The sequence below is a fragment of the Vibrio sp. 5S239 genome, assembly GCF_041439575.1.
Lineage (GTDB): Bacteria > Pseudomonadota > Gammaproteobacteria > Enterobacterales > Vibrionaceae > Vibrio > Vibrio kanaloae.
This window is the reverse complement of sequence record NZ_JBGOOM010000001.1, coordinates 455,884-479,657: the sequence shown is the minus strand read 5'-3', so window position 1 is coordinate 479,657 and position 23,774 is coordinate 455,884. Positions and strand designations below refer to the sequence as shown.

Below are 23,774 nucleotides of genomic sequence, written 5' to 3'. Positions count from 1 at the left end.
GAAAGGCGGGAGAATCAGCGAACTTTCCCTAGTTAATACTAGCAGCAAAACAGTTTATTAATTAGCACTCATATGCCATAAAGTAAACCGTGAGCTTGTGACTTACATTCCGTTATATGCAACATCACCGAATACATTTGATGAATTTGCCATTATCTTGAAATTCAAGCGTTGTTTTAAAGGAAGCTAAAAACTAACGAGTACCCATAAATACAAAAAAGGACGATATTCTTCGTCCTTTTTATTTTCAGCCTCAATATAAAATTGAGCGGATAATGTGGGAATAAGTCAGAGCTTAAACGTTTCCATCCTAGCTTTAAGATTATGAGCAAGGCTGCTAATTTGCTGACAAGCTACCGCGGTTTGCGATGCCCCCTCAGCCATTTCTGTAGATGTACTGTTAATCTGATCGACACTACGATTAAGCTCTTCAGAAACCGAATTTTGTTCGCTGCACGCCGTTGCAATTTGAGTGCTCATTTGAGCTATATTATCTACCGATTGTTCAATTTCTTGGATTTGACTACCGGCCTCATTGACCTGCTCGACACACTGAGCAATCCCGGCTTGGCAATCACGGCTTGAGCTCCCCATCTTGTTGGTGTTTTCTTGCAGTTGATTGACTATTTCGACAATTTGCGAGGTAGAATCTTGCGTACGTTGAGCCAATGAACGAACTTCATCAGCCACTACCGCAAATCCTCGTCCTTGCTCACCCGCACGCGCAGCTTCAATGGCCGCATTGAGTGCAAGTAGGTTTGTCTGTTCTGCGATACCACGAATCACGTCAACAACTAGGTTGATGTTATTCGAGCTAGATTCAAGCTCTTGTGCTAAATCATCAGAGTCTTGAATAATTTGTGACACTCGCTGTATGACAGCAGTGGTACGTTGAAGAGTATCTGTTCCCTTTTTTGTCACCTCGGTAGCTGAGTAAGCAGACGTCGCACCAACCTCGGTGTTTTGTGCCACTTCCCCTACTGCTGCTTGCATTTCTGTCATTGCCGAAGCAACAGAACTCAGTTCAAGCTGTTGATTCTGCATGCCAGAAGCGGTTTGAGAGGAGATAGCACTCACTTCCTCTACCGCCGCTGTAAGCTGAATTGTGGAATCGCTGATATCAGAAACCAATGAATGCAAGTTGCCTTGCATTGTTACTAGCTCTTTCAACAAAGTACCTAACTCATCTTTAGTAAGCTCTTTCTCATCAATCGTGTTGGTCAACTGGCCTTGCGCTATCTTGGAAGCAAACGCCAATGCACGATCAACAGGGCGACAAATCGCACGAGAAAGTACGACAGAAGACAGTCCTATAACAATGAAAATCACTACTGCACCAATGCCTGCACTATATTTAGTAGCAAGCGCTTCTGCATGAACCTCTTCACCAATATGGTTGACCAACTCATTATTTAAGGCAAGCGTATCGTCCAAACTTTTAAGTGCTTTTGAATAGGTGGAAAAACTGGATAGCACGATTTTATTTGCTTCATCAGGCTTCCCCTGACTCAACAAGTCATTATAAGGCCTAGTCTCTTGTATATATTGACTCCAAGTATCCTTGAAGGTGTTAAACGACTTCTTTTCTTCAAGATTAAGAGCCAGAGATTCAAAATCAGCAATACCTGATTGTACATCTGCACGCCATTGATCTAGATCTTTCAGCCATTCACCAATTTGAGGGCTATTTCCATTTGGTAATAATGAAAACTCATCTTTTCGCACTTTAGTAATGTCTACTTGGATTCCTTTCAGAATAGCGACAGAAGGTAAACTTTTCTCTGTAAGAACTGAAATATCCTTATTAAGTGTCGATAAACTCAGTACCAACATAATCGATACTGCTGCAAATACAATAAATACGGTTAAATAGCTCAACCATATTTTTTTTACGACACTTAAGTCTTTAATACTCATAAACTTACTCCAAACAGCGTTAATAGAACATCTAGATATGACACAGGTTATATATTCCCCATTAATGTAACGACTTGGCACCTTTTTATAATTCAGGTTAACGCGATAACTTCGCTCTATCTTGGTAATGTGTTATCACTATTTTCAAAATATAATCATGAACTCTGCTCATACATCTAATTACCTTCAAGATATGGTATTGATAATCTAGAAGTTATCGTTAATTCGAGATAATAATAAGTCTGTAATATTAAAAATAGTCACGGTGAAAATGCTCAATCGCTGTCATAGGGCCACTAGCGATGTCTAAACATTACTCTAATAGACTGATATTGCACCATAGTGACTAAAGTATCAACAATGTAAATACAAACATGAATGTTATAGCTGAAACTCAGTGACTTAGTGGTCTAAATGGCAATCATTAACGGATACTCAGCATACCTAGTACTCGATCTAAAAGCTTTCCCCTCGTCAACTCGCCTCATTCCCCTCACTCAATGCAAACTTGATCTCTTCGGATGAAAAGCCTTTACGACTCAACATGGCGTAAGCCTTTGAGCGTTCTTTATGATCGTTTAGGTCATAAGACTTCTTCTGCAATTGTTCTAAACACGAAGAATAGAAATCTAGCTGCTCTTCATTAATCAATCGGTCAACTAACGATGACAGCTCGCTGGTGTCGATTTTTCGTTGCCTAAGCTCTTGTTGGATAGCGGTCATGCCTTTACCTTTTCGAGCATACTTGAGCACTTCTTTCTCCAAATCGGCTTTTTCTGCCTTAATTTGGATATTACTTTTCAGTTCATACGCTTGCGGGTGCTGTTCAATGGCAATTTTCACCTGTTGATAGCTAAAACCACGTTTTTGTAATGCTGCGACAAGCTTTTCACGGCTCATACTAAAACTTGTATAGTAGTTGTTGATTCTGTCTATCAAGATGGTTTGCTCATCTATATTTTTGTCTGCAGAAACCTTATGAATCGCATCAGCAATAATTGAGTCTGTTAACCCTTTCTTTTTCAACTTTTCTACAATATATCGAGAACCAAATTCACCAGAGAATGCTTGTTCTACGAATTGTTCTGCAAACACTTGGTCAGACTTGAGATACCCAAAGCCTTTCAGAGTTCCTAGAGTTTCATCGATCCAATCTTGATTGTCCGTCTTCACTCTCAGCTTCGCAATCAGCTCACTCTCTGTCATATCCCTCTGAGTTAGATGCCACATCGCAGAGTTCATAACACTTTCGATTCGTGTCGTTTTTCTTACCGTTGTATTTCTTGTATTGGTTTTTTGCTGTGAATCATTCATGTCGTTTACTCCTAGCCTCAACCTGCACTCGGTATACTGCTTTACTTTCTGTGCACCATTTGCTGAACGTCTATCATCATAGCTTATTTATTCTTGTCAGTGGTGCTGGCACTGCCTATCTAACACACATAAAAATAGGCACCGTTTCAGGAGCCCATTTATGATTAACTTTCCTTAGTCTTAAACTGTTCGTTTAGAGAAAAAATCAACTCTCTTCATGATTATAAATATGAACATCTCGTTGAGGGAATGGAATCGTGATGCCTTCTTCATCAAAGCGTTTCTTAACCGTTTCTGTTACGTCCCAGTACACATCCCAGTAGTCATCGGTCTTAACCCAAGGCCTTACCACGAAATCTACAGAAGAGGTATTCAAGGTATGAAGCTTGATCATATGCTCTGGTTTTTTTAGCACTAAAGGGTGTGCAATGATGATGTCGTTCAACACAGATTTTGCTTTATCGATGTCATCGGAGTAACCAATACCAAAAACCATATCAACCCGTCTCACACGTTCTGCAGTGATGTTGTTGATCACATCCCCCCAGATCTTGTTGTTTGGGATAACCAAACGTTGGTTATCGATCGTTTGAACAGTGGTAGAGACTAAGTTCATGTCTTTTACAGTACCTTGAACGCCTGATACTTTAACCATGTCTCCAACATCGTAAGGACGGTAGATCAAGATCATCAAACCCGATGCGAAATTCGACAACGTATCTTGCAACGCGAAACCAATAATGATGCCCGCGACACCAAAACCAGTGAGTAACGGAGCTAGCTCAATCCCAATTTGAGAGAGTGCGATAAGCAAACCGATAAAAACAACGGCTTTAGATGCGATTGATACAAAGAACTCCTGCATTAATAAGCTAAAGTCCATTTTTGAGTGCGACACACTTTTCCGGACCGTCTTACGAGTAATATTGGAAATTAAACGAGTCACATACAAAATGCCTAAAAATAAGGCGAGTTTGACAATAAAAGAGGGGGCGTTTTCAAAAGCCCATGAGCTCAACGAGCGAAGCCACCCATCCAACAATTCGAGCGCTACATCAACCTCTAACACATCGACATTGATATCACCTGTCGTCGTCAGTAGTACCCGCTTGTAGGAAGTCATATCCACGCCAAACGGTTCCATTAAAGTGATGGTCTTTTCTAAGCTCGCCACCATGGTACTAATACGTTCACTAAAGCGTTCAAGTTCGGTTTTAATGGCGGCTTTGTCTTCTTCACTAACAAAAGACAAACGCGCCTCTAAGTCTTGACGCTGTGTGTCCGTGTATAAAATGGCATTAGTAAGATATTGAGAACGAGCGATTAGCGCCGTTTTTAACTCACTTTCATGGACAGTGACATCTACACCACGATTTTTCGACCAATTTAGTGTCTTAGCCAACTGCTGATAGTAAGTGTCCATCATTCGGACTCGTCTTTGGATTTGTAATTCGAGACGCTTTTGAACATCATTTTCAGCGGAAAGGCTTTCCTTGGTCATTGAAGCAATTTTAACTTCATTCAATGCCAGCAATTTTTGTAAGAGTTCAACCTGCTTAGCAAGAGTGACATCAAGCCCTTCTTTTGTATCAGATGATAACTGGGAAATAATCTCTTCTCGTAAGCTTTGGTTCTTACGCCTTAATATATCTTCCAGAAATGGTTTCTCAGCATCATGCGCCGTTTCTAGTGTTGCTAAATCAAGCAATAACTGCTCTTGTACTGCTGCTATTTTTTCAACGCTTTGCGCAAAACTGCCAAATGCTACAAACGTCAACATTAACAATAGACAACGCCAAACCTTCATCATACTAATCCTTACCATTGTCTACATCGACCCTATCAATAGTAGTAAAAAGAAGATGAATAACAAACATTTAAACGTATATTATGTTAAAAGTTTGCAAAAAATTAGTCGGCATCTAATATTTGAGAGTTCCAATCCCTTCTTATGATCTGTAGAGTACGCCCCCACAAAGAACAACGGCCAATATCACCACTTAAACGCATGCACTAAAACGTCATCAGCTGGATGTTGGCTCACAGCAAGAGAGCATATAAATGAATAACGAACTTGATCTTATTGAGTCTCTAGAAGAGCTAGAAAAATTCTTAATTTCAGTGGAAGCCGGCGGCTTAGGCCTTGAAGGGGTTGAAGGCGTAGGTATGGCAACCAATAACGCAGATGGCCGCCACTTCGTCGCTGTATTCAATAGCAGCCACAAAGTTCTACTTGCACGTTGGATCACCCAAGAAGTGTTTGATAATGGCAAAGACCTAGTACGGAACGGTCCTCGTCGTACCCACTAAGGCGCTCTAATTAGTCGCGACGAAGCACTAAAAACCAATTGAAAAAGCCCAATGTGATTACTAACGAACGATTGGGCTTTTTCATGTCTGACGCTTAAAGCACCTCATATCTATTGCACTTTAGTACATATCAATATCGCACCTCACCGCTTATATTGATGCCATTTAAATATAAACACGACTCATAGAAAAAAGAACAGATTATTATGAACTTAAGTTGGACTTTGGTGCCTTAGACGTTAGGCTTTGCCTCTACCTAGCCTTGCCACTTTAACAATTTTATGACTTGTGGCACGAGGCAAAGTTATCTAAGCTAGCCTGCTTATAACCCGTGTTAAATACTAACTGATTCGATTACTGACTGATTTGCTGAATACACAACTGCTTTTTTTATCCCAACAGAACCGCCAACAAAGGCAATCGCTTTGGGCGCTTCTTCTTACCGGACTGGTTATCGTAACTTGTCTGGCGAGCACGCTATCGGCAAAGAAAGTAACAGTTTCCAACTTCCTTATTGGCCAATCAGTAATCGTTGGTGCAGAAACGAATGGCCCACAAGTGGTAGTCGCATCATTAGAGAGAATATCAGCACTATATGGCAGCGTGTTTGGCTCAGAAGCATCTAAAGCACTAACGGAGTCTAATTCGAACTCATGCAGTCTGAGCTCGAAAATGCTCAACTTTTCCACACCTAAAACAGGTTGGCTGACCCCTTTTATTTTATTTATCGCTGTCGCATACAGCTTGTCACCTCACATATCGAGATTATCTAGAGATAACCATCTCTCTTCTCGACCTACGAAACACCGCTTACATCTAACGCACTGTATATTTAGAGAGTAAATAACCGGGCTACTACACCCTTTTATTTATTTTTTGGAGATACATTTGTGTACAACACACTAATAACTAAGTTTGTCGATTCTTTGGCATTCTCTATGCGTACATGCGCGAAAACCTTAGTCACTGCCCTTTTGGTTATGACGTCATTTACTGCTTTAGCACAGACTACGGGCTGGCTCAGCGCGCCTGAACATCCACCAGTCAAAATGCGAATGATGTCGACGGGTGAACAGTCGGATGACGGTTCTCAGATTCAAACCGTGTTAGATGTCGTGCTCGACGGCGACTGGAAAACCTATTGGCGTAGCCCTGGCGAAGGTGGTATACCACCAAGCTGGGACTGGTCTGATTCAACAAACATTGAGTCAGTAGAGTGGCATTGGCCAATACCTAAGTACTACGAGCAGCTTGGCGTCATGACGCTAGGCTACAAAAAGCACGTTAGCTTTCCTGTCACGTTAACCCTGAAAGACAACACGAAGCCTGCAATATTCAGGGCGTCGTTTACCTTTCCGTCGTGTACCAATATCTGTGTGTTAACCGATTACGACATCAAACTGCCGATCGACCCACAAGCATTAGCGCTCGATGAAGAAGCCATGTTCTTGTTCAATCAAGGCATGAGCCAATCTCCACGCGAAGCTAACCGCACGTCGGTGAACGGTCTGTTCTGGGATAAGAGTAAGCAACAACTAGTGACTCAGCTCATGAGTGAAGAAGGCTGGGATAAGCCGATGGTGTTGATTGATGGGCAAGAAGTGATTGATGACTTCTTCTCTCAGCCAACCGTTCATATCAATAACAACACAATGACTGCTGTATTCGATGTAAGTAATTGGCTCGGTGACGTCGACTTAACCGATCGCACGGTTAGCGTCACGGTTTCAGATATTAACTTTGCTGAAGAGATGACGGCGCAGGTTGGCTCAGAGCCTATTGCCTATCAATCAAGTAACACCAGCTTTATTGCGATGATTGGCTTTGCCTTAATTGGTGGCTTGATCCTCAATATCATGCCATGTGTGTTGCCGGTATTAGGAATGAAGCTAAACAGCATCATTCAAAACCAAGGGGCATCTAATCGTCATATTCGACTCTCATTCTTAGCTTCTGCATCAGGTGTCATTACATCATTTGCGCTGCTAGCCCTAGGTATGACCGCTCTAAAAATGGGGGGTAATGCGATTGGTTGGGGAATCCAATTCCAAAATGTTTGGTTTATCGGGTTCATGCTGATCATCACTTTGCTGTTCTCAATTAACCTGCTTGGGTTATTCGAATTCAGACTACCATCAGGTTTAAACACTTGGATGGCAACCAAAGGCGATGACTCACATTCAGGCCACTTTGTTCAAGGCATGTTTGCGACGCTGTTAGCAACGCCGTGTAGCGCGCCATTCTTAGGAACCGCTGTCGCGTATGCACTCGGAGCAAGTTACCAAGAGTTATGGGCTATCTTCATCGCACTTGGCATCGGCATGAGTGCACCTTGGCTTATTTTCGCCCTGTTCCCTAGCCTCACCCAACTGCTACCAAAGCCGGGCGCGTGGATGTTCAAAGTTAAGCTGTTTTTTGGCTTAATGATGTTCATTACCAGCCTTTGGTTAACAAGCCTTCTGAGCCCATTCATTGGTAAATTCCCAACTATCCTGCTGTCACTGTTTATCGTGATTTCAGTATTGGTTTGGATTGGCATGAAACTGGGTCGCAAGGTACTTATTCCTATTATGGCAACTACAACCTTGGTATTTGGTGCTGCATTGATCGTCGGTAGTGTCACCGCTGAGAACTGGGCGACACCCATTGTTGACGATCTCGCTTGGCAAAAGCTGGATGCGAAACAAATCCCTCAGTTAGTTGATGAAGGCAAAACGGTCTTTGTTGATGTGACTGCTGATTGGTGTATCACCTGTAAAGCCAACAAGATCGGTGTCATCCTTCAAGATCCTGTCCACAGCCACCTACAGCAAGAAGACATTGTTTTGATGAAAGGCGATTGGACAACACCAAGTGAAAGTGTCACTCAATACTTACAAAGTAATGGGCGATTTGGTGTGCCATTTAATATCGTCTATGGTCCTAGTTATAAAAGCGGTATTCCACTGCCTGTGCTCCTCGACAGTGACACTGTCGTTCAAGCCATCGACGCTGCGAGATAACTGATGAAGACTCCCAACAATGAAGAGAAATCTAGCGCGACTGAAGACAACGCTATAAAGGGTGAGGCCAAAAAGCCAAGTCGTCTTAAGAAGTGGGGAAAGGAACTAGTTTCAATGATACTGATCGTTGGCGTAGTTTCATTTGCCATGGACTTTTATCACAGCAGAAGCATGCCTCAGGGCGATGCGATTCCAATTGTGGGTCAATCGCTCCAAGGCGAAGATATTGATGTTATCGAGCTAAGCAAAAATGGTAAGCCAGTCATTGTCTATTTTTGGGCGACTTGGTGTGGTGCCTGCAAATTTGTAAGCCCAACCGTCAATAGCTTCGGCGATTCCCATCAGGTGGTTTCGGTCGCTCTATCGTCTGGTCCAGACGAACGTGTCCAGCGCTACTTGGATGCAAAAGAGTATGACTTCTCTGTTATCAATGATCTTTCTGGCTCAATCAGCAGAAGTTGGGGCGTTAATGTCACTCCAAGCATCGTCATCATCAAAGACGGAAAGATCACTAGTATCGCAACGGGCGTAACTTCCCCTATTGGGCTTTGGATCAGAACCTATTTAGCATAACTCGCTTACAAAGAAAAAGCAGAGCAAAGCAAATAAATCGATTAAGCCAATTTAACAAACAATATAATTATCGCGAGCGCGACCCAATAAACGCGCACAATTATCAAGAATGAGAGAACAAATAACATGAAAAAACATCTGATAAGCACACTGATTTTGGGTTCACTAATGAGTGCTAATGCCTTTGCCGAGTTAAATAAAGAGCAAACTCAACAGCTTGAAGAAATTAATCAGTTTCTAAAAGAGAACCCTTCTACTATTTCGGGTCTGCATACCAGTTTAGAGCAGTATGTCGCGAGCCAAGCACAAGTGCAGAAAGCCCAAGCGGAAAGCCACGACTGGCTGTACAGCAATGACGCGCACCCAATCACAGGAAACCCAGATGGAAAATCGGTAATCATTAACTTTACCGACTATAATTGCCCATTCTGTAAACGTTTGGAAAAAGGTTTGGTTCAGTTAGCTTCTGAAAATAGTGATATCAAAATTATTAATGTATATGTATCGTTTAAGCAACAACAAGTAGACAACCTCAATACTAATGCCGCTCTATACGCTATGAAGGTTTGGAAAGATAACCGCGAAGCCTTTACTGAAGTTGATAGGTTATTGATGGCGAAAAGCGGCCTCCATACAAAGGCTTCACTGCAAGCTGTGGCAAAGAAAACAGGAACAGAAGCACAACTGAACACCACTTCAGACCAAAGCAACACACTGATGACAAATCATCAAACCTTTAGCGCATTAGGTTTAACAGGCACACCAACGCTGATGATGAATGGCCAGGTCTTACCAGGCTATGTGCCTTACGACCGACTAAAAGACATCGTGGATGACGCTTTCTAATCGAGTGTAGAAAGGTTGTGAGTCTTAGCAAAAATTGAAGATGAAATTGATAAAGCCTACTTGCGTTAACCCGCAGTAGGCTTTTTTATGCGTTTCGAATGGCAAACCTAGCCACTGTCTAACTTATTACTAGCTCAATAAGCGGCACACCAACGCACCCGGCTCTCTTAGTGCATCCACGTTATAACTGAGTACACGACCAGAAGACGGCGCGTGATAACGACGACATTCATTGCCAAACGCATCATATTGGATGGCTAACAGATCATCTTGCTCCACGCTTTGCAAAAGCTCGACCTGAGGCAGAACAAAACCACCAATATCAGCGCGAATGGACACAACGTTGTTGCCTTCAATCCAATCCATGCTTGGCAGTTGCTTTGTCTCTAACGGATGTTGTCCATCGACCTCAAGCATCTCGTAATAGGAGAGCATATTTAATACGCCATCTACCGCTCTTTGAATCATGTCTGGTTGAGTAAACTTACCCATCCCGACTTCTACAGTGATGCTCGGAATACCACTGCGATTCCAAACTGTTTCAAGAATCCCAGGGTCGCCGGGATCATTAAGAACACAATCTGGTTGCATCAGTCTCGCCATCTCCAAACATTGCTCGATTCGATAATCAGCGAAAACATAAAGTGGGTATACCGCACCACGAGTTTGGGTGTGGAGGTCAACGGCAAATGTTGCATTGTGCTTGAGTAAGCGCTCCCACAGTGACGCAACAAAGCGTTCCGCTGCTAGTCCGTGGGCATCACCAGGAAAGAGTCGGTTGAGGTTGGCAGGGCATGAACCCGGGTCGGAAGAGATGAAGTCACGACTGTGATTTAGCAAACCAGACAAATTCACCGTAGGCACAATTGTCACCGTACCTTTCAGTGTTTTACCCACCAAGTCTCTAATAATTTGTTGTGCAGCCAGTACACCATTGAGTTCATCGCCATGAATACCAGCGGTAACCATAAGCTTAGGGCCATCTTGGCTGCCTTTGAAAACAGAAACTGGCATGTTTTTAGGTTGCCCGAGCCCATCACTGGTCACTTGGAACCAAAACTGATGCGCTCCAACGGGTAGGTCTTCAACATTCAAGGAGCCAATAACCTGTCTACCTTGTAGAACATCGCCTAAGTACTCTGTTTTCATCCAACTTTCTCCGTCTTGTTGAGCAAAATATATTCTCTTTTTAAGTTTTTGCATCATAGAGGATATCGTAACCAGTACAAGCAGTTAATTGATCCGCAGGCTCTACTCGATACGTAAACTCCGTTCATATTATTCTCACATATTTCAAAGTAAGCCCTTCAAAGAGACGGTTGCAAAACTTCAAGCTTGTATGTCTATTTACAAACCACTCAACCAATTGAAGTAAAAGTGCAATAAAATCAACACTTAAAAAGTTCCTCATTCACGAAAATGTAATTCTATAGAAATGAAAGCTTAATTTATCTGCTCTAAATTAGCTTCATATCGAAACGAAGGGCACATTGCTCGCGGATATTTAAAATATAAGGTAAGTGATTATGAAAAAGGCAGTTCTAGCTTCTGCAGTGGTAGCGGCACTAGTTTCAGGTTCATCTCTAGCAGCAACCGTTTACAGCTCTGATGGTACTGAACTTAAAATTGGCGGTCGTGCAGAATTCCGTGGTGATTTCATCGGTTCAGGTGGTGCTGAAATAGACGGTTCAATGAAAAACAAGAGCCGTGTTCGCTTAAATGTTGGTGGTAATACAGAAATCAACGATAGCTTATCTGGCTTTGGCTTCTACGAAGCAGAACAAAGCGTAAACTCCTCAGCTGACAATGATGAAACCGATAACTTTAAGCAACGTTATATGTATGCGGGCTTTGAAGGTGACTTCGGTGCAGTATCGGTAGGTCGCCAAGATACAGCAGCAGCTCAAATTTCAGAAATGTCGGACGTTACCATTTTCTCTGGTGATCAAAAAGCCTTCATTAATGCCGGCGACGAGCAAGTCAACAACACGTTTGTATATGCTTACGATGCTGATGCTCTTTCTTTAAAAGGAAGTTTAATTGCTGGTGAAGACAAAGATACAAACGGTTACGGTGTCTCTGGTATTTACACTCTACCTATGGGGTTAGGTTTTGGCCTTGGTTATTCAGGCAATGACAACGGGGCTGGAAATGGTTCAGCAACGGCGGTAATCGCTGGTATTAACTATAAATTGGATGCCCTGTACTTAGGTGCAACTTATACGATGGGCGACCTTGACGACAAGGCTAACACTGAATTCTCTGGTGTAGAAGTTGCCGCGAAGTACAAACTAACCAGTCAGTTTGAACTCGCAGCTCTTTACCAAAAACAAGAAGAAGATGCGTCTCAAAACGTAACCGTAGATACCGCTGACTTCTTCGAGTTAACGGGTACTTACAAATTCAACAAATCAATTCGCACATACATTGCTTACCAACTAAACAACTTAGACGAAGTGAAAGATGCGACGACAGGCCTAACCACTCAAGGCGAAGATACACTTCGTCTAGGTGTACGTTACGACTTCTAATCTAGATTTACTTTAGCTATAAATAGAAAGGTTGAGCATTTGCTCAACCTTTTTTGTTATTCAAATATTCTAACCAACTTCAGCAATGCTTTTTCTGGTTTCGTGGTGTTAAATCCGTATCATACGACAAACCATATCAAACAATTAGAAGCATCATGTCACAACACCATCCGATCCAAGGCGCTAGCTGGATGCTAACCGCTGGTTTAGCCTTTGCCGTGATTAATAGCCTAACCCAAATCGCGAGCATTCACTTCGGACTGACCTCTACCACCGTCGCTGTCATTCAATACGCCATCGCGTTGTTCGCCATTCTTCCTTACTTAAAAACGTTAGGCATTCGTCGCGCGCTCAGAACCGATAACCTCAAACTGCATGTATTTCGTGTTTTTTTATCGGTTATCGGTATTCAGCTTTGGATATGGGCGTTAGCTTACCCTGTACCTATTTGGCAAGGTATTGCTCTTCTCATGACTTCGCCATTGTTTGCAACCATAGGTTCTGGGCTTTTCCTCAAAGAGAAAGTGGGCGCAGCTCGTTGGGGCGCAACCTTGGCAGGCTTCGCCGGTGCTATGGTTATTCTCGAACCATGGTCCGAAGATTTTAGCTGGGCAACGTTACTGCCGGTTGGCGCGGCTTTCTTTTGGGCATGCTATTCACTGATGGTGAAAAAGCTCTCTTCACAAGACAGTCCTTCGACCATGGTGGTTTACCTTTTGCTATTGATCACGCCATTTAACATCTTGTTGGCCGTGCCTGATTGGCAAACACCAAGCGGCGGGACCATTTGGGTTATCTTAATCGTTATCGGTGTAATGACGGCACTGGCTCAATGGGCGATTGTAAAAGCATATTCCGTCGCTGACGCTTCTTTTGTTCAACCGTTTGATCACGCGAAATTGCCACTCAATGTACTGGCTGGTTGGCTGGTCTTCAGCTGGGTTCCACCAGGGCGCTTATGGTTAGGGGCGGCAATTATTATTGCATCTGTTGCGTTTATTACTCACTGGGAAACAAAAAAGCCGGCGAAAGTTAATAAACTTTAAGGCCAATGAAATAAATACTTCTACAGCCCGTTCTATATTGATAAGAGAACTTTAAGCGAGACCGTAACCATGAAGAAACCAGTCAAGATTACACTATACCGTTGGGCAGGCAGCTGGGGGCCATTTAAAGTAAACATCCCATGTGGAGAATGTACCCTTACCAAAGACATTCTAGAGGATACTTTTGAGAATGAATTAGCCGATGTCGATGTAGAACTAGAAGTGAAAGATTGGTTATCTCACTGGTGGGAACCGCTAAAACTCGGTTCTTGGCATGCACCTATCCTTGTTGTTGAAGGTAAGGTCGTCAGCCAAGGTGAAGCGCTTAATCGTGGCGTGCTAATTCAGTCAGTCATCAAAGAGTGGACCAAACGAGACAACCTAAAGGGCAATATCGTTTATGGCAAAGCGACCTGTCCATTCTGCGTTAAGGCAAAAAAAATGCTGGATGAAGCGGGGGTTGAATACCAATACTACGATGTCGTAAAAGACAGCGCCGCTTTATATCGTATGATCCCAGAGGTGAAAGCGCACATTGGTGAGAAAACACCAGTGACCGTTCCTCAGATTTGGCTTGATGGAACATACATCGGCGGTGCAGACAACTTAGAAACATGGATGAAAGAAAATGGTCTAGATTCAATTCCAAACAATGTTGTCGATTTATCTAATCAATCGGCAAGCTGATCTTGCTTAGAGAGAGTTAGAATTCCGATAATTAACTAATCAGTGTTTTGTTGTACCTATCCACAACAAAACAGAGCCATAAAAGTCATCGATAGCTAAAACGAAAAAGGCCTTAAACTGCAATGAGTTTAAGGCCTTTTAAAATTCCGTTTGGGAAAGTGCTTATTTAGCCATTTTCTGCTTCATTCGCTTAAAGAACGATGGTTTCTTTGGCTTTGGCTTGCCGTATAACGCTTCGTGCATCATGTTTTTTGCTGCAATTTGACCAAGGTATACATTGCCTAGTTCGTAGTTCATGCTTATCTCCGCACTTAATCAACTTCATTGTTCGCGGATTCTACACTTAAAACGCCCAAAAACAAGACTTAAATCACACTTTAATGTAACAGACACATTAAATTACAATCAAAATATTCATTTAAACATCCATAAAAAAGCAGCTCAAGAGAGCTGCTTTAAAAATAGTTTTTCTAGAAACCTAATTGCTTAGAAACCTAGCTGCGCTTTGGCTGTCTGTAAGTTTTACCCGCAATTTGGTATGTGTCTTTTTGCTTTAATTCGAACATAGTTTCAAAGAACCAAGCTGCAAATTTGATTAAGTCATCGCCTTCATTCATAACATGTTCGATGTACTCTTGCTCTTCACCCTGTTCGTTTTCTTGAAGCGTCACGTGGTAAATACGTTTTTCACCTTCTACTTCCGCTAGCGCAAATTGACCAGTCAGTGATGCGGCAGCCTCAGCGACTTCAGTGTCCTCATTAGATTTCAATAGCTCAAGCGCTTGAGGCAGGCCATCTAGTGCGCAAATAGCTTTTACCAGTACTTCAAATTCATTTTGCTGCATGTTTTTTACCTATTAAGTGGACCGAAGTATTGTAGGAAACCATCAACATAAATACAACGCTTTAACGATGAACTATGGAGTGCTCGTTGTTGAACTGTATTCAACCTCTGTTGCACCAAATTTCTTGTCCATTCTGACTGAAGACCAAAGCACTCCTCCCATAATAGTCCCAATGACCAAGTAAAATACGCCGAGTTGCAGGTGATTTTTCACCCAACTTTCAACCAAGTATCCACCTAATAAACCTGCCAAACACATCTGAATTGAGCCTGACAGAGCAGAAACTGCACCCGCTTGATTTTTATGAGGCTCCAGCAACATGCTGATAGAAAGCGGGAACGATATTCCCTGAGCTATCGCCAACCAAGTAAATGACCATACTAGATTGAAAATTGTTAGCTCATGCGTAAGCAACCAACTTCCTGAAGCCATAACAATCAAAATCGCAAGGCTCATCAGCTGCGGTGTACTAAACCTACGATGAAGTAAGTTTAACGTCACGCTCCCAATCAATAACCCTGCTGAAGGCACAATCATCAAAGAACCATATTCGGCCGCAGTCAAACCCAATTGCTCTTGCATTAAGAATGGAAACAACGACAACGAAACCAAACTCGCCATATAGCTCATCCAGTTATAACTGGCACTGGTCAACACTTGGCGATTGGTCAACAAGTGCCCGTAGTTCTTCACCACCTGGCAGGCATCAAAACGGCTCTTTCTGTATGGCAAAGTTTCATGCAGAACAAAGTAACCCAGCGTGAATATCGCTAATAAGTACAATAAAACGAACAGGAACACCGCCTGCCAACCGAGATGAAATGAAATCCAACCACCAAATACCGGCGCAATAATTGGCATGATCGAAGCGGTAATGGAGATATAAGACAACGCTTTGGTAAGCTGAGAACCATCATAGCTATCACGAAGCACACTTCGCCCTAGAACCGAGGCGCTACCCGCCCCTAAACCTTGAAGTAACCGGCCGACTTCCAACGCCATCATATTGTCGGAAAATACGAAACAAACAACGGTACCAATCAGATAAATCCCCTGACCCAACAAGAAGATAGGCCTTCTTCCTACCGCATCAGACATCGGCCCGTAAAATAGCTGAGACAAACCAAACCCAACCAGAAACAACGTGACGAGTAGTTGTACTTCTACCTGAGTAACACTTAAGTCAGAAGAAATTAACGGCAGTGCTGGCAAGTAGATACTCACACCTACTTGTCCCGTAGCAATGATCATCATCGCTAAAAATAACGGCGTTTTTTTAAAGATCAATTGGCTCAAAAAATTCCCTATTCGTTCGATTTTCATTCATAAAATAAGTTTACATTCAAAACCAATAATTGATAATTAACCAAATTGGAATTTAATTAGGTCCAGATAGGAAATAATATGGATTGGATTCTTAACGTAAAAAGTTATGTAAAAGTGGTGGAAGAAGGCAGCTTCAATGGCGCGGCGCGCAAACTCAATACCACCAGCTCAGCGATCAGCAAAAGAGTAAACTGGCTAGAAGAGCGCATCGGCACCCAACTTTTAAAGCGCACCACTCGATCTATCAGCCAAACCGAGGCCGGTGCACTTTTCTATCAACGAGCGAAAGATCAGCTCGATAGTTGGCAGTCCATTATTGATGAAACTCGCTCGGTTAACCAAACCCCTGCTGGCCTATTAAAAGTTGGGGCTACCATTGCGGTTGGTTCTAAATTCTTAGTTCAGTACTTAGATGATTTTTTGGAGAAATATCCAGACATAAGAGTACAACTTATCACCACGACTCCGGGTCAATTACCTGAACTAGGCTTGGATCTCGTGATCAGTCGTGAGCTAGAACAACTCAATTCATTAAGCTTTAAGAAAACCCCGCTTTTCGAACACAAAGCCAGCTTTTATGCATCACCCGACTATCTAACAAAACATGGTCACCCTACCTGCGAGCAGGATTTAGAACGGCATAACTCATTGATCTGGGGCGAGCGCCCGATTCGAGAAGTAACGCTAACCAAAGGCCAAAGGGTTACCTTGAACGGGAACTTTGCAACCACCAACCCAGAAGCACTTTTTCATGCTGCCAAACGAGGAATGGGAATACTTCTGACCATTAACGCGATGATAAAAGAAGAGCTCAAGCAAGGGACATTAGTTCCAGTATTGCCAAATATCACGGCTGATGAAGTGATGGTTTACGCTTACTACCCTAAGCTTGATTACTCACATACACGAACCAAGCTGTTTTTGGACCATCTGAAAGATCGATTAGACAAAGAGCGCAGTACTCTGGCTCTGTGAAATAAATCACATTTAAATTTGAAAAGTTATACAACACGGCCAATAATAAACTAGACGCATAAATATTATACAAGTATGCACATATACAGCTTACAAATAGGTTCTGGTTAACTACGGATGGTGACTATGACTCAACATACGCATAACAGCATGATAGATGCAGAACGCATTGGTCGTTTACTTAAATTAGAAGGTATCGACCTTCTAGAGTCGGCCGTGCTCATTTTGCACCAAATGTTCGGCACTCAATACACCACCATCATTGAGAAAAAGTACTTTCCAGATCAGATGGTTCCTTTGGTTATAGCTCATTCGGACCATGTACTACATGATAAAATCAACGCACGTCACGGTCACATCTACCAACAAGCTGTCCATCAACAGCACCCAGACTGTTCATTCGCTCAATATATCATTCAGTCGTTGCCTACATCGGCATTTAAGCAGGAAATCACCTCACAGAACTCAATTGCAATCCCTACTCGAACTCAGAGTGGCGAGGTCATGGGTGTGCTGTTTTCTACGTTTACTTCTCCTCTTAACCCGAATCAGTTGCAAAACGTGATTAAACACCATCAACTTTTCGCAAACATCGTCATCCACACACTAAGGGAAATATGGTTCAACGAGCGTTCTGAGCAACTGGTCAATCAACTCAGTTATGAAGTATCACACGATAGCTTAACTGGGTTACTAAACCGAAGTTGCTTATCGGACACTTTGGAATCGATTACTCAACAGAGAAGCACCCCATTCACATTAGCCTTGCTCGACGTAAATAGTTTCAAAGCCATTAATGATATGCACGGTAATTATATTGGCGATAAAGTGCTTCAGTACGTAGCAGAGACCTTACGCCGAACCATACCCGAGAACAATCTGACTTTCCGGACGGCAGGAAACGAATTTGCCTTCATTACCTACCATTCAGACCCTATTTTTATCTGTGAGCAGATATTGGCCAAAATAAAAAAGGGTTACAATAGCGTCGATATGAAAGTCGCTTTCGACATCAGCATTGGTATTGCTCGCTCGGAAGGGAGCAACAAAGACGTAGAACAAATAATTTTTAACACCAGTTTGGCTCTAAAAGAGTGCAAGCAAAGACAAGATACTCACATTCAATGTTATGACACCCATCTAATATCTCGCTATCAAAGAAAAACGGAGTTGGTTGCGGCTTTACGAAATGAACTTGAAAGTGCAACTTCACCTAGCTTTACACCGAATGGAAATGACAATGAAATGTACGTGGTTGTGCAGCCAATCGTTGGTCAAAGTGAAAAGCAATGGGAATACTTCGAGGTACTCACTCGTTGGAAAACGGCTAAGCATGGCAATGTATCGCCAATGGAGTTCATCAAAGTCGCAGAAGAGTCTGGTCTTATTGTTGAACTGGGTGAACATATTATCGATCTGGTTTGTCGCGCAAAAACAACATTAGAAAAGGGGTTAGGCTATAAAATTAAGCTTGGGATAAACTGTTCGGCTCATGAGCTTAGCGATTCTAAGCGTTACATCTCCTATCTCACTCGAACCATTGAGAGACATAACTTTAAAGCAAATGAGTTTGTTATCGAGCTAACTGAAACGGTGCTGCTATCTCCCACCAAAGAGACAAAATCGGCACTCAACTATCTACGAGAGCAAGGCTTTTCGATCGCGTTAGACGATTTCGGTACTGGTTACTCGAGTTTGAATTACATCCACAGTTACCCTATCGATTGCATCAAAATTGATGCAACCTTTATTCGAAACCTGCTAACGAATTCGACATCTGAGAGTGTTGTTTGGCTGATTATTCAATTGGCTCATAGGCTTGATTTGTCATTAGTTGCAGAGGGCGTTGAGAAACGTGAGCAATTAGAAAAATTGCACGCCATGGGATGTGACAAGATCCAAGGGTACCTCTACTCACCGCCTATGCGACCAGAAGCTATCATCAGTTATGTTATTCACTCAGAATCTCTCATGACCTAAAAAGCTAGGCCAGAGCTATACCTTATCCAAAGATCAAAAAGCCACGAAGCATTACTAGATACTTACATATTTAGTAAAGAATTCGTGGCTTTTGGGAATACAAAGGAGTACATCAGTTAACTATTGTTAGACTGAGTTTCCAGAGCTTTCTTTAATAACTTATCTGCCTCATCTCTAGCGGCCACAAACGTTGCTTTTTCTTTTTGAGGTACAGAATTGGCCATCGGGATATTCGCTCTCATCGCGTCGACAGGACGACCGCGTTCGATCAATTCGTAATGTAGGTGCGGGCCAGTCACTCGGCCAGTTTTACCGGACAAACCAATACGCTGACCACGAGATACCGTTTGCCCTTTACGAACGAGGATCTTGCTCAAATGTAAATAGCGCGTTTTGTAAGTGCTGCTGTGTTGAATAACCACGTAGTTACCCGCGTATGGATGCTTACGAGTCATCACCACTTTGCCATCACCCGTTGCTTGAACTGGCGTACCAATTGGCGTCGCGAAATCCGTACCATTATGTGGTGAAACTCGACCTGTCACTGGGTGCAAGCGCTTAGGGTTAAATTGAGAACTTTGACGCCAACCACTGCTCACAGGGTAACGTTGGAACGCGCGTTGTAAGCTATCACCATTAGCATCATAATATTGTCCGTCGGTATGTAAATACGCAGACACCACACGGTTACGATTCATGATCTTAATGGCTTCAATTTCACGTTTTCCGGTAGCAACACCATCGACAAATTGTGCTTTCTGAAGCACTTCAAATTGATCGCCTGCACGTAAATCTCTGCTAAAATTCAGCTTATCCTTAAGCAGAGTAACAATATGATCAATCTCGATACTGTTCAGGCCAGCTTTATTTGCCGACATAGAGAAACTGCCTTGAATATTACCCACTAGAGGCTTTTGCTTCCAGTCACCAGGAATAGAGATATCTTCGAATTCATAGTTGCCATCTTCAAGTCGTCGATAAACAACTTTGTCAGCAACGCTAAATTTAAGCTCCATTTTGGAAAGCTCGCCTGTTGCCTCATCACGCCAAAAGCGCAATGTGTTACCTGGGCGAAGCGTGTCCAACGCAAGAAAGTTCAAATCGGTCTCCATCACGCTCATCATAGATTTATAAGAAAATCCAAGCTGATTGAAGATGCTACTCAAGTTATCACCCGTTTGAATTTGATACTCAAACGTCGGCGGCTCAATAACAACAGCAACAGAAGAAGGTAACAGAATAGACTCAATAACGGTTGAGTCGGGTAAATCAAGATCGATCGTTTTCGTCAGATCCGATTGTGACGATTGCAGAGCAACACCAATCGCTGCAATAAGTGGCAGTCCTAAAATAGCTACTTTTTTTACAGGTGAAAGCTCAGCAAACGGAGAGGGAAATATTTTTGAATACACGGTAAACAAGTCTTTCTACGATATAAAAGCATAGGATATGCTTTTCGGACGCATAAATCATCAATACATTGCAATAATATGATGCGAATCTTGCTCTATCCCGCTAAGTCATTGAGTTATAAAAAGTGAAAAATCGTTTCACTATAAATAAAATTAACAGCTAAATTGAGAAATAAAAAAGCAGAAACGGCTAGCTACTGCTTTTTATTTATCTACGTTATTTTGTATCGAACAATTAATAAACACCGCGCATTAATTGCTGTTATTAAGCAAATCGCGACCTTAACTCACCAATCCCTTCTCACTATTAAAGTAAAACGATTTGAACCGAAAAACACAGCCTTATGCTTACAATAAGTGTCCAGAAATTAGGCTGGAATCGTCGATACCAAACAGTTGTCTTGACCAAATTCGTTAGGGATATAACGGTCAGCATTCTCGTCATTCACCCATTGTTGACCATCAACTAAGTAGCGAAATTGAAACTCGCCATCTTTAGGTAGGCGAGTTTTGAATTTGTACACTTTCCCTTTCGCCATTTTTTTCATTGGCGTGGCTTTCCAATCAAGAAAGTCAGCAACGATGAATACTGAGTTCGCTTCTTGAGCTTCTAGCTCAAAGGTCACTTCAACTTCGTCTTTCGTCTTAAAAAAACGTTTACTAATCATTCGCAAGCTCCATTTGTAAAAGTAAGCAGACACAAAGAGTGTCTAAATTTCATTCAATCTATTAAGATAATATGTAATTTGACTCACATAAACAACACATCCTTGTGCTCGCAAAAATGTTATTACTTACCAATTGATTGTGTATCAAAAGAAAAACTCATTAACACCTTTTCAGAAGGGGTTTCTGCAAATGATTGTTCCGCAGAATGTTGAGTAAAACCGATAAAACCTTGCCCTGTGAGTTTATTCTGTGATTTTGAATCTGACTGTTGGGCAGCATCTAAAGTCTGAATTTTCACGCGATCACCCAAGAAAAGTTGGTCAACCAACACCACACGGCTTCGTTGCTGGTCATGCTTAAAGAGGCCAAGGTAATAGAATACGCCGCTGCCTTGATTCGATATCCACATAGGTGTAACAAAGAAATTCGCTTCGCCTAGCGTCACGGCTGCCAGGCTTTTTGTATCGACGGTTGCTACACCGCGCTCAACACCAGAGTCATAACGACCAAACGCGATTGCTTTTGGCACGTCGACTTCATTAATAAAGGCGTATGCGTTGGTTTCAGGAACTTTAATTGTCCATGGGTTAGTGGTCTTCAAATCAAAAACGGTTTCAACCACGGGATCATAACTGACTTGTGAAGAAGGAAACTTCGCCAAAATCTCTTCATCACTTAAACTAAAGCGATAAACACCCGCCAATATGACCACAAATAACATGACGATAGGAATCAGTAAAATCAGAGGTATAGGTAAGATTTTCTTTTTCATGAGCAATTGTATTCTTTTGTTTTCATCCAGTTGTGCAGACCATAAAGGGCTTTAGTATAATTATCAATACAGGGTTAACCAGAAGTGAAACATAGATGGATATCAAGCATATTAAAGATAGAAATATCAGAAGTTGTGAATGCCGCTGTGGAGCAGTCAACCTAGTATGTCGAGGTGAGCCCCAGCGAACCTCTGTATGTCATTGCTATGAGTGTCAGAAACGTACTGGAAGTGTGTTCGGCGTTCAAGCTCGGTTCCCAATTGAACAGGTCACACTGAGCGGAGAAGTGACCTATTTTTCACGCATCAGCGATACGGGCAGTGAAGTCACTTATCAATTTTGCCCTCAGTGTGGCACCACCATGCTTTTACAATCCGTTGCCGCCGTCGATTTTTATGTCGTCCCACTCGGGCTATTTAAAGAACAAGATTTTCCACTTCCTAGCTTTTCCGTTTATGAAGAACGTAAATACGGCTGGGTTAAGTTTGAGCACCAAATGAGCCATTACAACTAGCTTGTAACTGATCTTTATCCTTATCTTTGTCTTTATATAACGGTGCACTTTTTATAACGACAAACTTCTTTTGAGCGACAGGCTGTGTAATAGCTACAGTATCTTAGTAGCGACAGTCCGCATTATAACAATGCTTCATCGAAACAAACTGCAATACTGTTGCCTAAGATCAAACATGAATGCCCTACAACACTAGCGTATCTTTTTGCGAGCGTTATAATCTTGTTCCTCTATTTAACCCGGAGTGAACCACATGATTTCTAAGCTACCTCGTTGGGTTGAATACGGTGCTTTACTCTTAGCAGGCCTTGCCGGTAGCGTTAATTCTATTGGATTACTTGGCTTCCAACATCAAGCCATATCCCATGTTTCGGGCACCATGTCTTTACTAGGCAGCAGCCTGCTCACTCCAACTTCGGCTTCCGTGCACCTTTTATTGGTGATTATGAGCTTTATGTTAGGCGCTGCTTTCAGCGGGTTCTTTATTGAAAACCAAGCTCTGAAGCTAGGACGCCGCTACGGTGTCGCACTGTGTATTGAAGGTGGGTTGCTGTTTTTGGCACTTTGGGCACTATTACAAGGCTACACCTCTGGCCAATACTTCGCTTCAGCCGCATGTGGTTTACAGAATGCGATGATCACCACCTATAGTGGCGCAATCATTCGTACTACGCACATGAGCGGAATCATTACCGATCTTGGAATCATGATTGGCGCTCGCCTAAAAGGTATGCCCTTTGATCGCCGTAAAGCCAAACTGCTGATGTTCATCGTCGTCGGTTTTCTATTTGGAGGCTTAACTGGCGCTTGCTTATTCCAACACTTCGAAATATTAGCCCTGGCTTTCCCTGCCTCTTTTGCCTTTATTATTGCGTTTAGCTACTGGCTCTATTTAACTTATCGAACTGAAGCCCCAGTTAACTAATAAATATCTGGAAATATATCCTCAAGATACGTAACATTCACAACACTTTATTCCAAAGTAACGCAGAGTCGCAGAATAAGCATCCTGAATATTTAGCGATATTTGATGAATAGTATTGCAAGCGATATT

Annotated in this window: 21 protein-coding genes; 11 read left to right on the top strand and 10 right to left on the bottom strand. The window is 42.4% G+C overall.

Annotation, left to right across the window (positions count from 1 at the left end; all coding sequences use genetic code 11):
- Window positions 1-288 precede the first annotated feature (288 nt).
- The 3 genes from ACED48_RS02050 to ACED48_RS02040 all read right to left on the bottom strand — a co-directional run bounded on the left by ACED48_RS02050 (window position 289) and on the right by ACED48_RS02040 (window position 5,041).
- On the bottom strand, window positions 289-1,917 hold the full coding sequence (locus tag ACED48_RS02050; RefSeq protein ID WP_017057992.1) for a methyl-accepting chemotaxis protein: 1,629 nt from the start codon (window positions 1,915-1,917) through the stop codon (window positions 289-291).
- Between the two features lie 474 nt (window positions 1,918-2,391).
- On the bottom strand, window positions 2,392-3,231 hold the full coding sequence (locus ACED48_RS02045; RefSeq protein ID WP_017057991.1) for a RecX family transcriptional regulator: 840 nt from the start codon (window positions 3,229-3,231) through the stop codon (window positions 2,392-2,394).
- A gap of 205 nt (window positions 3,232-3,436) precedes the next feature.
- Complete coding sequence (locus ACED48_RS02040) at window positions 3,437-5,041, bottom strand: mechanosensitive ion channel family protein (protein WP_029627215.1); 1,605 nt, start codon at window positions 5,039-5,041, stop codon at window positions 3,437-3,439.
- A 251-nt stretch (window positions 5,042-5,292) separates the two neighbouring features.
- Here ACED48_RS02040 and ACED48_RS02035 point away from each other — a divergent pair, with 251 nt between their 5' ends.
- From ACED48_RS02035 to ACED48_RS02020, 4 genes are all read left to right on the top strand, one after another.
- The gene (locus ACED48_RS02035) at window positions 5,293-5,541 is read left to right on the top strand and encodes a hypothetical protein (protein ID WP_017057989.1); all 249 of its coding nucleotides are present in this window, start codon (window positions 5,293-5,295) and stop codon (window positions 5,539-5,541) included.
- 938 nt (window positions 5,542-6,479) lie between these two features.
- Window positions 6,480-8,543 (top strand): protein-disulfide reductase DsbD, encoded by a 2,064-nt coding sequence (locus tag ACED48_RS02030; protein ID WP_032547978.1) that lies wholly within the window; start codon window positions 6,480-6,482, stop codon window positions 8,541-8,543.
- Between the two features lie 3 nt (window positions 8,544-8,546).
- Window positions 8,547-9,116, top strand: a complete 570-nt coding sequence (locus ACED48_RS02025) for a protein disulfide oxidoreductase (protein ID WP_029627213.1) — start codon at window positions 8,547-8,549, stop codon at window positions 9,114-9,116.
- Window positions 9,117-9,242: 126 nt separating this feature from the next.
- Entirely contained in the window at window positions 9,243-9,962 is a 720-nt protein-coding gene (locus tag ACED48_RS02020; RefSeq protein WP_017057986.1) for a DsbA family protein, read from the top strand.
- A gap of 129 nt (window positions 9,963-10,091) precedes the next feature.
- On the opposite strand, the gene ACED48_RS02015 is transcribed toward ACED48_RS02020, so the two are convergent.
- Window positions 10,092-11,111: a succinylglutamate desuccinylase/aspartoacylase family protein gene (locus ACED48_RS02015; RefSeq protein WP_017057985.1), complete on the bottom strand. Its 1,020-nt coding sequence runs from the start codon at window positions 11,109-11,111 to the stop codon at window positions 10,092-10,094.
- A gap of 377 nt (window positions 11,112-11,488) precedes the next feature.
- Between ACED48_RS02015 and ACED48_RS02010 the strand changes: the two genes are divergently transcribed.
- The 3 genes from ACED48_RS02010 (at window position 11,489) to ACED48_RS02000 (ending at window position 14,226) form a co-directional block, all read left to right on the top strand.
- Window positions 11,489-12,493, top strand: coding sequence for a porin (locus ACED48_RS02010; protein WP_017057984.1), 1,005 nt, complete (start codon window positions 11,489-11,491; stop codon window positions 12,491-12,493).
- Between the two features lie 155 nt (window positions 12,494-12,648).
- Window positions 12,649-13,539, top strand: coding sequence for a DMT family transporter (locus ACED48_RS02005; RefSeq protein WP_017057983.1), 891 nt, complete (start codon window positions 12,649-12,651; stop codon window positions 13,537-13,539).
- Between the two features lie 69 nt (window positions 13,540-13,608).
- Window positions 13,609-14,226, top strand: a complete 618-nt coding sequence (locus ACED48_RS02000) for a glutaredoxin domain-containing protein (RefSeq protein ID WP_017057982.1) — start codon at window positions 13,609-13,611, stop codon at window positions 14,224-14,226.
- Window positions 14,227-14,388: 162 nt separating this feature from the next.
- Here the strand turns inward: ACED48_RS02000 and ACED48_RS01995 are convergent, their stop codons facing one another.
- From ACED48_RS01995 to ACED48_RS01985, 3 genes are all read right to left on the bottom strand, one after another.
- Window positions 14,389-14,523 carry a hypothetical protein gene (locus ACED48_RS01995; protein WP_017057981.1) on the bottom strand — a complete coding sequence of 45 codons (135 nt, stop codon included), beginning with the start codon at window positions 14,521-14,523 and terminating at the stop codon, window positions 14,389-14,391.
- A gap of 197 nt (window positions 14,524-14,720) precedes the next feature.
- Window positions 14,721-15,071 (bottom strand): hypothetical protein, encoded by a 351-nt coding sequence (locus ACED48_RS01990; protein ID WP_017057980.1) that lies wholly within the window; start codon window positions 15,069-15,071, stop codon window positions 14,721-14,723.
- 72 nt (window positions 15,072-15,143) lie between these two features.
- Complete coding sequence (locus ACED48_RS01985) at window positions 15,144-16,367, bottom strand: multidrug effflux MFS transporter (protein WP_017057979.1); 1,224 nt, start codon at window positions 16,365-16,367, stop codon at window positions 15,144-15,146.
- Between the two features lie 108 nt (window positions 16,368-16,475).
- On the opposite strand from ACED48_RS01985, the gene ACED48_RS01980 reads away from it, so the two are divergent.
- Entirely contained in the window at window positions 16,476-17,372 is an 897-nt protein-coding gene (locus ACED48_RS01980; protein ID WP_017057978.1) for a LysR family transcriptional regulator, read from the top strand.
- Between the two features lie 126 nt (window positions 17,373-17,498).
- A complete protein-coding gene (locus ACED48_RS01975; RefSeq protein ID WP_017057977.1) occupies window positions 17,499-19,352 on the top strand; it encodes a bifunctional diguanylate cyclase/phosphodiesterase in 1,854 nt (617 codons plus the stop codon).
- 116 nt (window positions 19,353-19,468) lie between these two features.
- On the opposite strand, the gene ACED48_RS01970 is transcribed toward ACED48_RS01975, so the two are convergent.
- The 3 genes from ACED48_RS01970 to ACED48_RS01960 form a co-directional block, all read right to left on the bottom strand.
- Window positions 19,469-20,764, bottom strand: coding sequence for a peptidoglycan DD-metalloendopeptidase family protein (locus ACED48_RS01970; protein ID WP_017057976.1), 1,296 nt, complete (start codon window positions 20,762-20,764; stop codon window positions 19,469-19,471).
- Between the two features lie 368 nt (window positions 20,765-21,132).
- Complete coding sequence (locus ACED48_RS01965; RefSeq protein WP_017057975.1) at window positions 21,133-21,432, bottom strand: isoamylase early set domain-containing protein; 300 nt, start codon at window positions 21,430-21,432, stop codon at window positions 21,133-21,135.
- A 122-nt stretch (window positions 21,433-21,554) separates the two neighbouring features.
- The gene (locus tag ACED48_RS01960) at window positions 21,555-22,205 is read right to left on the bottom strand and encodes a hypothetical protein (RefSeq protein WP_017057974.1); all 651 of its coding nucleotides are present in this window, start codon (window positions 22,203-22,205) and stop codon (window positions 21,555-21,557) included.
- Between the two features lie 95 nt (window positions 22,206-22,300).
- Between ACED48_RS01960 and ACED48_RS01955 the strand changes: the two genes are divergently transcribed.
- Complete coding sequence (locus ACED48_RS01955) at window positions 22,301-22,720, top strand: GFA family protein (RefSeq protein WP_029627212.1); 420 nt, start codon at window positions 22,301-22,303, stop codon at window positions 22,718-22,720.
- Window positions 22,721-22,973: 253 nt separating this feature from the next.
- Window positions 22,974-23,645 carry a YoaK family protein gene (locus tag ACED48_RS01950; RefSeq protein ID WP_017057972.1) on the top strand — a complete coding sequence of 224 codons (672 nt, stop codon included), beginning with the start codon at window positions 22,974-22,976 and terminating at the stop codon, window positions 23,643-23,645.
- Window positions 23,646-23,774: the final 129 nt, after the last annotated feature.

Excerpts from the sequence above, each read along its gene's own strand:
- ACED48_RS02050 (WP_017057992.1), bottom strand. The coding sequence starts at position 1,917 with ATGAGTATTAAAGACTTAAGTGTCGTAAAAAAAATATGGTTGAGCTAT.
- ACED48_RS02045 (WP_017057991.1), bottom strand. The coding sequence starts at position 3,231 with ATGAATGATTCACAGCAAAAAACCAATACAAGAAATACAACGGTAAGA.
- ACED48_RS02040 (WP_029627215.1), bottom strand. The coding sequence starts at position 5,041 with ATGATGAAGGTTTGGCGTTGTCTATTGTTAATGTTGACGTTTGTAGCA.
- ACED48_RS02035 (WP_017057989.1), top strand. The coding sequence starts at position 5,293 with ATGAATAACGAACTTGATCTTATTGAGTCTCTAGAAGAGCTAGAAAAA.
- ACED48_RS02030 (WP_032547978.1), top strand. The coding sequence starts at position 6,480 with ATGCGTACATGCGCGAAAACCTTAGTCACTGCCCTTTTGGTTATGACG.
- ACED48_RS02025 (WP_029627213.1), top strand. The coding sequence starts at position 8,547 with ATGAAGACTCCCAACAATGAAGAGAAATCTAGCGCGACTGAAGACAAC.
- ACED48_RS02020 (WP_017057986.1), top strand. The coding sequence starts at position 9,243 with ATGAAAAAACATCTGATAAGCACACTGATTTTGGGTTCACTAATGAGT.
- ACED48_RS02015 (WP_017057985.1), bottom strand. The coding sequence starts at position 11,111 with ATGAAAACAGAGTACTTAGGCGATGTTCTACAAGGTAGACAGGTTATT.
- ACED48_RS02010 (WP_017057984.1), top strand. The coding sequence starts at position 11,489 with ATGAAAAAGGCAGTTCTAGCTTCTGCAGTGGTAGCGGCACTAGTTTCA.
- ACED48_RS02005 (WP_017057983.1), top strand. The coding sequence starts at position 12,649 with ATGTCACAACACCATCCGATCCAAGGCGCTAGCTGGATGCTAACCGCT.
- ACED48_RS02000 (WP_017057982.1), top strand. The coding sequence starts at position 13,609 with ATGAAGAAACCAGTCAAGATTACACTATACCGTTGGGCAGGCAGCTGG.
- ACED48_RS01995 (WP_017057981.1), bottom strand. The coding sequence starts at position 14,523 with ATGAACTACGAACTAGGCAATGTATACCTTGGTCAAATTGCAGCAAAA.
- ACED48_RS01990 (WP_017057980.1), bottom strand. The coding sequence starts at position 15,071 with ATGCAGCAAAATGAATTTGAAGTACTGGTAAAAGCTATTTGCGCACTA.
- ACED48_RS01980 (WP_017057978.1), top strand. The coding sequence starts at position 16,476 with ATGGATTGGATTCTTAACGTAAAAAGTTATGTAAAAGTGGTGGAAGAA.
- ACED48_RS01975 (WP_017057977.1), top strand. The coding sequence starts at position 17,499 with ATGACTCAACATACGCATAACAGCATGATAGATGCAGAACGCATTGGT.
- ACED48_RS01965 (WP_017057975.1), bottom strand. The coding sequence starts at position 21,432 with ATGATTAGTAAACGTTTTTTTAAGACGAAAGACGAAGTTGAAGTGACC.
- ACED48_RS01960 (WP_017057974.1), bottom strand. The coding sequence starts at position 22,205 with ATGAAAAAGAAAATCTTACCTATACCTCTGATTTTACTGATTCCTATC.
- ACED48_RS01955 (WP_029627212.1), top strand. The coding sequence starts at position 22,301 with ATGGATATCAAGCATATTAAAGATAGAAATATCAGAAGTTGTGAATGC.
- ACED48_RS01950 (WP_017057972.1), top strand. The coding sequence starts at position 22,974 with ATGATTTCTAAGCTACCTCGTTGGGTTGAATACGGTGCTTTACTCTTA.